Below are 12,549 nucleotides of genomic sequence, written 5' to 3' on the forward strand. Positions count from 1 at the left end.
GTATTGCCCTTGCAACGGATCGGCGAGACCGCCGGCAGGATTCTGGATCACGCGGCGATAACCACCTTCAGAGCCTGGGTATCGGCCGCATTCGAGAAGGTCTCATATGCGCCGAGGATGTCATCGAGCGCGAAGCGATGGGTAACCAGTTGCTCCGGCCGGAGCCGCTTGGATTCGACCGTCTTGAGCAGCATCGGCGTGCTGACGGTATCGACGAGGCGGGTCGTGATCGTGATGTTGCGCGACCAGAGTTCTTCCAGATGGAGGTCGACTTTCGCGCCATGCACCCCGACATTGGCGATCACGCCGCCCGGCGCCACCAGTTCCTCGCACAGCTCGAACGTGGCGGGCACGCCGACCGCCTCGATCGCCGCGTCGGCGCCCTTCCCTCCCGTGAGATCGCGAACCATGCGAACGACCGCATCGCGCCCGCTGTTGAACGTGTGCGTGGCGCCGAACCTGCGCGCGACGGCCAGGCGGTTGTCGTCAAGATCGATCATGACAATGAGTGCCGGCGCGTAGAACTGCGCGGTGAGCAGGGTGGCAAGTCCGATCGGACCCGCACCCACGATCGCCACGCTGCTCCCCGGCGCAACCTTGCCATTGAGGACACCGCATTCATAGCCGGTGGGAAGGATGTCGCTGAGCATGACGAGCGCTTCCTCGTCCGCTCCAGCCGGAATCGGATGGAGGCTGTTGTCGGCATGGGGGATGCGGACGAATTCCGCCTGCGTTCCGTCGATCCTGTTGCCCAATATCCACCCGCCGTCGGCGCAGTGCGAATACATTCCCCGGCGGCAATATTCGCAGCGCGCGCAGGACGTGATGCAGGAGATCAACACGTGATCGCCGGCCTTAAAGCTGCCTACCGCGGAGCCGACTTCATCGACAATCCCGACACCTTCATGGCCGAGCACCCGGCCCGGTTCGCAGGTAGGGACATCACCCTTGAGAATGTGCAGGTCGGTGCCGCAGATCGTCGTCTTGGTGATGCGGACAATCGCGTCGGTGGGGGCCTGAAGAACCGGCCTGGGGCGCTCGTCCAGGCTTTTCTGACCAGGGCCGTGATATACTAGGGCTTTCATGGCACGCTCCGTTTGCAGTCATTTTTGAGCAATCGTCAGTGCACGAAGACGATTGGCAATCGCTGGTGCGCGATGAGTTCGCGCGTCACGCCGCCCAGGACAAATTCCAGGGCTCGCGAGCGTCCGTAGCCCCCGATGACGAGCACATCGGCATGCTGCTCGGACGCGAAGATCTGCAGCGCGCCCGACGTCCCGTGTTCCGCCGAACCGATGGCGTGAACGACGGCATTGTGACCATGACGGGCGAGATGGCGAGCGACCTGAGCCCCCGGCACGGGCCGGTCGGATCGATGGCCGTCGAGCGAGTCCACGACGATGACATCGATCGCCGCGCCAGACTCGACCAGATCAAGGACCGTCCGGGCCGCGCGGAAAGCTTCAAGCGAAGCGTTCCACCCAAGCGCGGCATGCGTGATGCGCGCCGGCCGCCAGGTCGCCGGCACAACCATTGTAGGTACGCCCGCGAACATGAGCACTTCGATGACATGGCGGCGCAAGCCGTCGCTCTGCCAGCTACCGGCTCCGGGGATGAGGGCGATATCCGCGTACTGTCCCTCAGCCTTGGCGAGGCCGGGGAGAAGGCCGGGCGCTTCGAACAGCGCATGGACCTCGACCTGAACCGAAGCACCTCTGGCGCGCTCGCGAACCGCCGCGACATGCTCTTTGCGCAGGGTGTCCGACGCCGCTATGGCTTCGGCGTAGGCCATCGGATCGATCGCTGCCGCCAGAGCAAGGTTCTCGGTTACGACGACGATCGTGAGCGTCGCCTCATGGATGTCTGCATAGGCTAGCGCTTGATCAACCGCGGCCAGCGAAGAGGGCGTGCCGTCGACAACGGCGAGGACGTCCTTAATGGATGTGTTCTTGTTCATGGTCGCACCATGGTTCCGAACGACCGGCGTGGCACTCCGTAACTTTACCAAGGGCGACTTGCGTTGAGCGCGCGCCGGATAACAGGCTGAAATCGCTTCTAGCGTCGATAGTCTCCCGGTTCTCCCGGAAGGAGAACGGCCGCGCCAACCAGAGCGCCTGCGCGCACCCGTTCCAGGGCGATGTTGGCATTGGCAAGGGAGAACGCGGTCGCGACCGTCTTGACGCGAGCCTTCTGCACGATCCTGAAAAAACTCGTCCCATCGTCCCGGGTGAGGTTCGCGACCGAGGCGATCACGCGTTCGCCCCAGAGATCGGCATAAGGGAACGCAGGGATGTCGCTCATATGAATACCGGCGCAGATGACGCGCCCGCCTTTGTGAACCACGCGGAGCGCGAGAGGAACCAGCGCGCCCACGGATGCGAAGAGGATCGCGGCATCGAGTTCCACCGGAGGCCGCTCGTCCGACGATCCGGCCCAGGCGCAGCCGAGCGACCGGGCGAAGTCCTGGCCCTCGCGATCGCCCGCCTTCGTGAAAGCGAAGACTTCCCTGCCCTGCCAGACGGCGATCTGCGCGATGATATGCGCCGCGGCGCCGAAGCCGTAGAGCCCGATGCGTCGCCCATCGCCGGCGGCCCGCAGTGATCGCCAGCCGATGAGCCCCGCGCAAAGCAGCGGCGCCGCCTCTTCGTCCGAATAGAGATCGGGAATCTGGAAGCAGAAATGAGCGTCGGCGACGACGTGGGTCGCATAACCCCCGTCCCGCGTGCATCCGGTAAAGCCCGGCGTGTCGCACAGATTTTCCTGCCCGGAACGGCAATAGTAGCAGTAGCCGCAGCTATGGCCGAGCCACGGAACGCCGACCCGGTCGCCTGGCCGGAACCCGGTCACACCCTCCCCGAGCGCGGCTACGATCCCTACGATCTCATGGCCCGGAATGATCGGAAGCCGGGCCGCCACTTCACCGTCGATGATGTGGAGGTCTGTCCGGCAGACACCACAGGCGGTTACTTCGATCAGCAGTTCCCCCTGCCCCGGGTCCGGAACGGCGCGGGCGACGAGTCGGAGCGGGCCGCCCACCGCGCCGAGTTCCATCGCCCACATGCCCGTCATTGAAGCTGCTTCGACACGATGACCAGCGTCGCGTCGCCCGGATAAGCCTTCACCGTGAAGCCCGAGTCCCGCTCCACTTCGATGGCCTTCTGGTTGAGCCGGCTCTCGACCGCTTCCAGCGTGCGGCTGCCCCGCGCCTTCGCATAGTCCGCGGCGCGGTTGAGAAGCGTCCAGCCCACGCCCCGGTGCTTGTAGTCCGCCCGGACGGCGATCGCCACTTCGGCGCGATCGCCCGACGGGTCGATCGCGATCATCGCCGATCCGACCAGCGTTCCGTCATCGACGAAGGCCAGGAGATCCTCGGTCTGCTTGTGGTCGACATCGACCATGGCCGCGATCCGGTCGTCGGACACCTCGAGCATCGCCGTGAGGAAACGGAAGCGGAGATCCTCGGGAGTGACCCTGCCGAAAAAGTCCTTCAGCACAGGGCCATCGTCGCGCGCGACCGGCCTCACGGACAGCCTGAGCCCCGATCGGGTCACCACCTCGGTGGAGGAAGCAATACCGGACATGCGATCACCTTTCTTCGATCTCGGCCCATGCAGAAAGGATCATCAGGATAACCGACCGACGGGCTCGATGGGCTTGGGAAGTCTACGTAACCGAAGCCGCCCTCATCAGGCCATCTCCGAGATGGCCCTCCGGAACTGCGCGAGCGCAATGGTGAAGAAAACGCCCCCGATCGCAACTATGGCGAGGAGCTGAGGCCACACGACATCGATACCCGCGCCGCGAAACAGGATAGCCTGGCCCAACTCCACGAAATGGGTGGTCGGCGCGGCCAGCATGACGTTCTGGACGACTTCCGGCATGCTTTCGCGCGGCGTCGTGCTACCGGAAAGCATCTCGAGCGGCAGCAGGACGAGGACCGTGAGCATCCCGAACTGAGGCATGTTACGCGCGATGGTGGCCATGAAGATGCCGATGGACGTGGTCGCGAACATGGAGAGAGCGGCCCCGGCGAAGAACAGCGACAGCGATCCCGCGACGGGAATGTCGAGCAAGGCCCGAACCACGAGGTTAATGGAGAGAAACGACGCCAGCAGCACGACCAGCCCCATGGACCAGACCTTGCTCGACATGATCTCGAAAGGCGTCACCGGCATCACGAGCAGGTGCTCGACAGTGCCGTGCTCGCGTTCCCGGATCAGCGCCGCGCCGGTCAGGATGATCGACAGCATGGTGATCTGATTGATGATCTCCGCGAGCGCGCCGAACCAGGACTTGTCGAGAGTCGGATTGAACCGCGCGCGCAGCTCGAGATCGACGGGCATGGCCGCCTGCCCGCGATAGCCCTGCACGAAGGCGGTCACTTCACCCAGCGCGATCTGCTGGATGTAGGAGCTACCGGTGAAGGCTTGGGTCATCCGGGTGGCATCGGTATTGAGCTGGATCTCGGCTGGCCGGCCAGCCAGGACGTCACGCTGGAAGCCGGTGGGAATGTGCATGACGAAGGTATAGTCGCCCGCATCCATTCCGGGATCGATGGCGCGCGTGGTGATCATCGCCGGACGCTTGAACTGCGGGGGGTAGAAGGCCGCAACGATCCGCTGTGAAAGCGGTGAATTGTCCTCGTCCACGATCGCCATTGAGGCATTGTGCAGCGTTTCGGGCATCGCCGTCGCCGCACTGTAGATGGCGATCGTGAAAGTGAACAGGATCAGCACGAGCATCATCGGGTCGCGCCAAAGGCTCCAGAGCTCCTTCACACCGAGGCGGTAGATGTTCGCGAGCGTCCGCCGCATGTCAGCGCTCCTGCTTCCTGAGCAGCAGGATGGAGGCGCCGGTGATGACGGGAACCGCGATCAGCAGCGGCCAGAACGATCCGGCGAGATCACGAAATCCGAGAGCCTTGTTGAAGACGCCGCGACTGATCGTGAACATGTGGGACGCCGGATAGACTTCGCCGAAAAGGCGGGCCGAGCCCTCGAGCGAAGAGACCGGGTCGATCATGCCGCCATAGGTGACGGCCGGTATCAGCGTGCCGATCAAGGCGAGCAGCAGGACGGCGATCTGACTGCGCGTGACGGCCGAGGCGAGCAGGCCCATGCCCGTCGCGATGATGCAGAAGAGGAGCGCCGCGAACGCCAGCGCAAGGAAGTTGCCCTTGACGGGCACGCCGAACAGCGTGACGGCCATCATCACCATGATGGCGAAGTTGATCATGGCGAGCCCGACATAGGGGATCTGCTTGCCGAGCAGAAATTCGGTGCGGGTGACGGGAGTCACATACAGGTTGATGATCGAGCCGACCTCCTTCTCGCGGACCACCGCCAGCGCGGCGAGCATCGCCGGCAGCATGAGCAGCAGCAGCGGAATGATGCTGGGCACCATCGCCGGAAGGCTTCGGACATCGGGATTGTAGCGATACCGGTTCTCGATGGAGACGGTGGATCCTGCGCCGGCACGGGCCGCGCCAGTGACACCGGCGGCGCGCATCTGATCGGTGAGCCAGCTCTGGTGCAGGCCCTGGATATAGCCCTGGACGGTTTCGGCACGCATCGGCATCGCGCCATCGAACCATGCCGCGATCGGCTTGGGGTGACCACGCAGCAGGTCGCGGCCGAAGCCGGGCGGGATTTCGATGGCGAGACTGATGTCGCCCGCGCGCATGCGCCGGTCGAGATCGTCATAGCCGGTGAGCGGCGGCTGCTCGATGAAATAGCGCGATCCGGCGATATCGAGCTGGTAGCGTTCGCTGATGCTGCTCTGGTCCCGATCCAGGACCGCGTAGCGGATATCGTTGACGTCGAGGCTGATGCCGAAGCCCATGACCAGCAGCAGGATCACCGAACCCGCCAGGGCTAGCGTGCTACGCACGGGATCGCGCCGCAGCTCGAGAGTTTCGCGCCACATGTAACTCAGCATGCGCTGCGGGCTGAAAGTACGTCGTCTGGCCGCCTGCGGCCGGGCCGGAGTGGCGCTTTCCTCAATGGCGAGCCGGTCGTCCGCGGGACTCTCCCCTCCGGCCTCGACCAGATAGTCGATGAAGGCTTCCTCGAGTGTGGCGGCGCCGCGTCTCTCGACCAGGCGGGCGGGCGTGTCGCTGTCCAGCACGCGGCCGGCGTGCATCATCGACATGCGATCGCACCGCTCCGCCTCGTTCATGAAATGCGTGGAGATGAAGATCGTGACACGGTCTCGCCGGGAAAGCTCGATCAAGAGCCGCCAGAAGGCGTCGCGCGCCACGGGATCGACGCCCGAAGTGGGCTCGTCGAGGATCAGAAGCTCCGGCTTGTGAACCATCGCGACCGCCAGCGAAAGACGCTGGCGGATACCGAGAGGGAGCTTGGGCGGGAGGTCGTCGAGGACCGCCCCGAGGCCGAAGCGATCGATCATTTCGGCGACGCGGTCGGGGATCTCCTGCGCCGGCACATCGAACAGGCGCGCATGGAGTTCGAGGTTCTGGCGGATCGTCAGCTCGCTGTAGAGCGAGAAGCCCTGACTCATGTAGCCGACCCGGCGGCGGACAGCGATGTCGCGGGAATCGATCTCCCGACCGAACAACCAGGCTTGGCCATCGCTCGCCGGGAGGAGGCCGGTGAGCATCTTCATCGTCGTGGTCTTGCCGCAACCGTTGGAGCCGAGGAAACCGAAGATCTCTCCGCGGCGGATACGGAAGCTGACGTGATCGACCGCGACGAAGGCGCCGAAGCGCATGGTGAGATCGCGCGCCTCGATCGCGATATCCGTATCGTCCGCGGCCAGCGGCGGGATGACCACCGGCGCGTGGCCCCGCTTCTTCTCCGCGGGCAGCAAGGCGATAAAGGCATCCTCCAGCGAGGCGCTCTTCGTCCGCTCCAGCAGTTCCGCCGGGGTCCCGGTCGCGAGCAAGCCGCCGTCGTCCATGGCGACGAGCCAGTCGAAACGCTGGGCTTCGTCCATATAGGCCGTCGCGACGATGACGCTCATGGCGGGGTGCTGGCGGCGGATGCGCGCGATCAGATCCCAGAACTGCGCGCGGGCGAGCGGATCGACGCCGGTAGTCGGCTCGTCGAGGACGAGCAGGTCCGGATCGTGGATCAGCGCACAGCACAGGCCGAGCTTCTGCTTCATGCCGCCCGACAGCTTGCCCGCCGGGCGCGACAGGAAAGAGTAAAGCCCGGTGCTGCGGGTGAGGTCGTCGATGCGGCGGCGGCGCTCGGCCTCGCCGTGGCCGAACAGCCGCGCGAAGAACTGGAGGTTCTCCTCGACCGACAGCGTGGGATAGAGGTTCTTGCCGAGGCCTTGGGGCATATAGGCGATGCGCGGGCACACGGCGCCGCGGTGACGCCGGTCCGCCATGGAGCCGCCCAGCACCTCGACCTCTCCTTCCTGGATCGCCCGCGCGCCGGCGATCAGCGACAGCAGGCTCGATTTCCCCATGCCGTCCGGGCCGATGAGGCCGACCATCCTGCCCGCGGGAATCGCCAGGTCGATCCCCCGCAGCGCCAGCGTCTTCCCGTAGCGGAGCCTTACGCCGGCTAGCCGGACGACCGGCGCGGCGTCGGCGGCGTCGGGGCGAGGCGCGGACGACATGGCCGCTTATTCTTTCACGACCCGCGAAAGCGCCTCGGGCCATTCCGCCTTGGGGTCCACCCGCAGGTAGGCCATGCCCGGAAGGCCCGTCTTCACCAGCGTCATGTGGCGCCGCAGCAGCGCCGGAGCGATGCGGGCCTTGACGCGGAACATCAGCTTCTGCCGCTCGCTGGCCGTCTCCACCGTCTTGGGCGTGAACTGGGCTACATCGGCGACGAAGCTGACCTTCGCCGGGATCGCGTAGTCCGGCAAGGCGTCGAGAACGACGCGGACCTCGCTACCGAGCCGGACCCGTCCGGCGACGGTCTCGGGCAGGAAGAAGGTCATGCTCACGTCGGACAGGTCGACAAGGTTGAGCACCCGCCCGCCCCCGGCGACGACTTCACCGGGCTGGGCGACGCGATACTGGATGCGCCCGTCGCGCGGCGCGCGCAGATCGCTGTCCCTGATGTCCGCCTTGATGCGCTCGATCGTCGCCCGCGCGGCATCGACGTTCGAGCGGGCGCCAATGACCTGGCTGCGGGCGGCGGCGATCGCCGCATCGACCGCGGCGAGCTGCGCCCGCGCCGCTTCGAGGGTGGCGTCCGCGCCCTCGACCGACGCCTGATTGTCGTCGCGTTCCTGCACGGGGGTAGCGCCTTCGCGCGCCAGCGTTTCGGAACGCGCGAAGCGCTTGCGGGCAGCATTCAGCTCCGCCTCGCGCTGGCGCACGGTGGCCTGTGCGGAGGCGCGCTCGCTCTGGCGTTGCACGACCTGCGACGCGGCGATCTCGACCGCGTTCAGCGCCTGCGCCAGCATCGCCTCGGCTTCTGAGAGCTGGGCGCGCAAGACGTCGGTGTCCATATGCGCCACTACCGCGCCCGCCTTGACGAACTGGCCCTCGTCCGCGACGATATCGCGAATGCGCCCCGGCGACTTCGCGGCGATGTCGATCTCCACGGCCTCGAGACGGCCATTGCCGCTCGCGATCCCCTCGGGAAGGCCCGAGGGCTTGACGAACGACCAGACGATCAGGACGACGGCGATCACGGCCGCCGCGATCCCGCCCCTGACGAGCCAGGTCTTGCCGGTCGCTTGCGTCATGGTGTCCGTTCCCCGCTGTTCGGTGGTGTAGGTTGGCCAACGAAGCCCCCGCCGAGCGCAGCATAGAGCGCCACCACACTGGCGATCTCGGCCCGGTGTAGCCGGACGAGAGCTTGCTCCGCGTCGAAGAGATCGCGCTGCGCGTCGAGGACCTCGAGATAGGCCGAGCGCCCGTTGTCGAAGCGAAGCTGGGCGAGCCGGGCCCGTTCACGCTGCGCGCCGACCATCTCGCGCGTCGTCGCAATCTGGAGGCCAAGCTGCTGCTTGCGCACGAGAGCGTCGGACACGTCGCGGAACGCCGCTTGGACCGTGCGCTCATAGCTCGCGACCGCTTCATCGCGCTGCGCTTTGGCGACGTCGAGATTGCCCTTGAGTCGGCCCGCGTTGAAGAGCGGCTGCACAATCGTTGGTGTAAAGCTCCAAGCTTCCGTGCCGTCCTTGAATAGCCCGTCGAGCGCAGTGCTCATCGTCCCAAAGCCGCCGGTCAGGCTGATATTCGGGAAGAAGGCGGCTCGGGCCGCGCCGATGTTGGCGTTCGCAGCGCGCAACCGATGTTCGGCTGCGACAACATCCGGGCGATTGGTCAACAGGTCGGATGGGAGGCCGGCTGGGAGCGCCAGATGATCCTGGACCGCTGTCAAACCAAGCGGTCCCGGTGCGATTTCAACGGGTTCGCCAACCAGCAGAGCGAGCGCATTACGATTGACGGCGCGATCCTGCTCAAGCACCTGCAACGTAATCTGCGCCTGGGCAAGCAGCGTTTGGGCCTGGGTCATGTCGAGCTTGGAGCCGGAACCGACCTCATAACGTCGGCGGATAATCCGCAGTGAGTCCTCTCGCGTGGCGATCGACGATTGGGCGAGCGCGACGCGCTCCCCATATTCACGTTCGAGGAGATAGCCGTTCGCGACCTGGGCCACCAGATCGGTAGCAACTGCGCGGCGTGCTTCTTCCGTGGCAAGATACTCCCAACGCGCCGCATCCCTGAGATTACGCAGCCGCCCCCAGAAGTCGATTTCCCAGCTCGCGCTGAGCTGAGCGCTGACCTGACGAAGGTCGACCGCTGTCGCGCCCATCCCCGGCAGCGTATAGAGAGTGCGCCCCCTGCTCCCTGTGCCCACTGCATCGAGTTGCGGATAAAGCGGGGCGCCTTCGATGCGCCAAGCGCCCCGAGCCTGATCAACACGAGCCGTCGCGATACGGATGTCCCGGTTGTTCGCCATTGCGGCATCGATCAGCCGCTGGAGTTCAGGCGCGCGGAAGAAATCGCGCCAGCCGATTCGCGCAATGCTCGGTCCATCGGGCAACCGGTCGGAATATCGCGCCGGTACGGGTTGCGCGGGCCTGACATGGTCCGGCGCAAACGAGCAGGCCGCCGCGGCAAACGGGATAAGCGCGATAGCGGAGCGCCGAAGCAGCGGGCGCTTATCCCGTTTGCGGTCAGCAAGTCTCAGTGGCGACAAGGCGCGTCTCTCAACAAAGCGATTTGCAGGGCTTGCATGGCGCGGCCGCAACGACGGCTTGCGGCTCAGGTGCTGGCCCCGGCATCGCTTGCCGCCGGCGCAGCAGCAGCGAAGGCCTGCAGCGGCGACAGGAAAAAGGCGCGCAGCGGCTCGAGGGCGACGGCCAACTGCGTCGTCTCGCTTTCCGGCGAGAACAAATCTCCAGCGCTTTCCTGCCATTCTTCGAGTGCCGCTTTCGTGTCGGCGATCAGGACCAGGCGGTTCTGCTCCGCCTCCTGGGCCACTTCGGAGAATTTGCCGGGCTCGAAGAACGCGCCCAGCGCATGGGCCCCGATTGCGGCCTGCCGCGCGCCGGTCGTGCGTGCGATGTCGAAAAACTTCAGCGCGAGTTGGCGGTTGGCGCCGGCGATGGCCACGACCTGATCGAGTGGAAATGTCATCGTTGGATCCTCCTCATCATGATATCCGCGAGACGCGCCTGTCACCGGGCCGCAACCATCGGTTGCGATCAAATGCAGGCCCTCTCCCACGGAAACGCAGTCTCTTTACCCTGATTGGTTCCATGCGAAGAATTGGGATGTATACGTATCGGTCGGCCGCTGCCGATCGGATAGGTGCACAACACGCTAGAGTATGATCCACGCGCGGCAGGTTGATGATGAATGACATACAGCATGTTGCCGCCGACCCGCTCGACGGCATCAGCCAGACCCTCGATCGCGCGGCTGCGGTTGGCATCGCGCACCTGACGCACGGGCTATCGCCGGTGACGATGATCCTCGCGGCAACCGACTGGATGTTGCACCTCGCCAGCGCCCCCGGCAAGCAATTGCAACTGGGCGCCAAGGCCGCGAGAAAATATTGGCGCTTGTCCGATTATATCGGACGAAGCCTCAGCGATCCTGCTGCAGCCCCCGCGATCGAACCTTTGCCCCAGGACCGTCGGTTCACCGATCCGGCATGGAAGGAGCCGCCTTTCAATCTGATCGTTCAGGCTTTCTTGCTGAACCAGCAGTGGTGGCACGCCGCCACCACCGGGATCGGCGGGGTGAGCAGACACCATGAAGACATCGTCGAGTTCACGGCTCGGCAAATCCTCGATGTCTTCGCGCCAACCAACTTCCTTGCCACCAATCCGCTCCTGCAGCGCAAGATCGTCGAAACCGGCGGGCGGTGCATCGTGGACGGCTTCCGCAATCTCATGGAGGACATGCAGCGCCTGGTGCGCGGCGAGCCGCCCGTAGGCGCGGAGAGCTTCCCCGTGGGCGAGAAGGTGGCGACCGCCAGGGGGAAGGTCGTCTATCGCAACGAGCTCGTCGAACTCATCCAGTATGAGCCCGCGACGGAGCAGGTGCGGCCCGAACCGATCCTGATCGTGCCGGCCTGGATCATGAAATACTACATCCTCGACCTCTCGCCCGGGAACTCGCTTGTACGCTGGCTGACAGGCCAGGGCTTCACCGTCTTCATGATCTCGTGGCACAATCCCGGAAAGGAGGATCGCAACCTCGATCTCGAAGCATACCGCCGGCTTGGGCCGATGGCCGCGCTGGACGCGATCGAAGCGATCACGGGCGGACGGAAGGTGCACGCCGCCGGCTACTGCCTTGGCGGCACGCTGCTGGCGATCGCAGCGGCGGCGATGGCCCGGGACGGTGACGAACGGCTCGCCAGCGTCACCCTGCTGGCGGCCCAGACCGAATTCAGCGAGCCGGGCGAGCTTGGCCTGTTCATCGACGAAGCCCAACTCAACGTGCTCGACAACATGATGTGGAGCCGCGGCTATCTCGACAGCGCCCAGATGGGAGGCGCGTTTCAGATCCTGCGATCCAACGATCTCATCTGGTCGCGCGTGCTCGGCATCTACCTCATGGGTGAGCGCGAGCCGATTAGCGACCTCATGGCCTGGAATGCCGACGGAACGCGCATGCCCTATCGCATGCACAGCGAATACCTGGCCCGTCTGTTCCTGAACGACGAGCTGGCCGAAGGGAAATACAAGGTCGATGGCCGCACGATCACGCTGTCCGCGATCCGGGCGCCGATGTTCGCGGTCGGCACCGAGCGCGACCACGTCGCCCCATGGCGCTCGGTGCACAAGATCCACCTGCTCACCGGGGCGGAGATCACCTTCGCGCTCACCAGCGGCGGACACAATGCCGGGATCGTTTCCGAGCCGGGTCATGCGGGACGTTCCTATCGTCTGCTGACCCGCGAGGCGGGCGGCCCCTCCTATGATCCCGAAGAATGGCTGGAACGGGCCGAGCGCAAGTCGGGGTCATGGTGGATCGAATGGGGCGTATGGCTCGATCGTCACTCGGGAGCGCCGGAGCCGCCGCCGTCCATGGGCGCGCCCGACAAGCGCTATGCGCCCGTCACCGACGCGCCCGGCACATATGTCCTGGAGAAATGAGCG

At 65.4% G+C, this 12,549-nt stretch carries 10 protein-coding genes; 1 reads left to right on the forward strand and 9 read right to left on the reverse strand.

All coding sequences use genetic code 11. The features are described from left to right. Nucleotides 1-47: 47 nt before the first annotated feature. The 9 genes from ACFFJC_RS02980 to ACFFJC_RS03020 form a co-directional block, all read right to left on the reverse strand. Nucleotides 48-1,085 carry a zinc-dependent alcohol dehydrogenase family protein gene (locus tag ACFFJC_RS02980; RefSeq protein ID WP_086485593.1) on the reverse strand — a complete coding sequence of 346 codons (1,038 nt, stop codon included), beginning with the start codon at nucleotides 1,083-1,085 and terminating at the stop codon, nucleotides 48-50. 35 nt (nucleotides 1,086-1,120) lie between these two features. Further along, complete coding sequence (locus ACFFJC_RS02985; RefSeq protein WP_086485592.1) at nucleotides 1,121-1,957, reverse strand: universal stress protein; 837 nt, start codon at nucleotides 1,955-1,957, stop codon at nucleotides 1,121-1,123. A 98-nt stretch (nucleotides 1,958-2,055) separates the two neighbouring features. Beyond that, nucleotides 2,056-3,051, reverse strand: a complete 996-nt coding sequence (locus tag ACFFJC_RS02990) for a zinc-dependent alcohol dehydrogenase family protein (RefSeq protein ID WP_379486038.1) — start codon at nucleotides 3,049-3,051, stop codon at nucleotides 2,056-2,058. A gap of 14 nt (nucleotides 3,052-3,065) precedes the next feature. Further along, the gene (locus tag ACFFJC_RS02995) at nucleotides 3,066-3,581 is read right to left on the reverse strand and encodes a GNAT family N-acetyltransferase (RefSeq protein ID WP_086485590.1); all 516 of its coding nucleotides are present in this window, start codon (nucleotides 3,579-3,581) and stop codon (nucleotides 3,066-3,068) included. Between the two features lie 105 nt (nucleotides 3,582-3,686). Next, nucleotides 3,687-4,814 (reverse strand): ABC transporter permease, encoded by a 1,128-nt coding sequence (locus ACFFJC_RS03000; RefSeq protein ID WP_086485589.1) that lies wholly within the window; start codon nucleotides 4,812-4,814, stop codon nucleotides 3,687-3,689. A 1-nt stretch (nucleotide 4,815) separates the two neighbouring features. Beyond that, nucleotides 4,816-7,587 (reverse strand): ribosome-associated ATPase/putative transporter RbbA, encoded by a 2,772-nt coding sequence (gene rbbA / locus ACFFJC_RS03005; RefSeq protein WP_286866131.1) that lies wholly within the window; start codon nucleotides 7,585-7,587, stop codon nucleotides 4,816-4,818. A gap of 6 nt (nucleotides 7,588-7,593) precedes the next feature. Further along, entirely contained in the window at nucleotides 7,594-8,670 is a 1,077-nt protein-coding gene (locus ACFFJC_RS03010) for an HlyD family secretion protein (protein WP_286866130.1), read from the reverse strand. Beyond that, on the reverse strand, nucleotides 8,667-10,133 hold the full coding sequence (locus ACFFJC_RS03015; protein WP_379486039.1) for an efflux transporter outer membrane subunit: 1,467 nt from the start codon (nucleotides 10,131-10,133) through the stop codon (nucleotides 8,667-8,669). The genes ACFFJC_RS03010 and ACFFJC_RS03015 overlap by 4 nt, the downstream gene beginning before the upstream one ends. 65 nt (nucleotides 10,134-10,198) lie before the next feature. Then, entirely contained in the window at nucleotides 10,199-10,549 is a 351-nt protein-coding gene (locus ACFFJC_RS03020; protein ID WP_379486040.1) for a hypothetical protein, read from the reverse strand. A gap of 239 nt (nucleotides 10,550-10,788) precedes the next feature. Between ACFFJC_RS03020 and ACFFJC_RS03025 the strand changes: the two genes are divergently transcribed. Beyond that, nucleotides 10,789-12,546: a PHA/PHB synthase family protein gene (locus ACFFJC_RS03025; RefSeq protein ID WP_286866126.1), complete on the forward strand. Its 1,758-nt coding sequence runs from the start codon at nucleotides 10,789-10,791 to the stop codon at nucleotides 12,544-12,546. The last annotated feature ends 3 nt before the right edge of the window (nucleotides 12,547-12,549 follow it).

This window comes from Novosphingobium soli, assembly GCF_042432915.1.
GTDB lineage: Bacteria > Pseudomonadota > Alphaproteobacteria > Sphingomonadales > Sphingomonadaceae > Novosphingobium > Novosphingobium soli.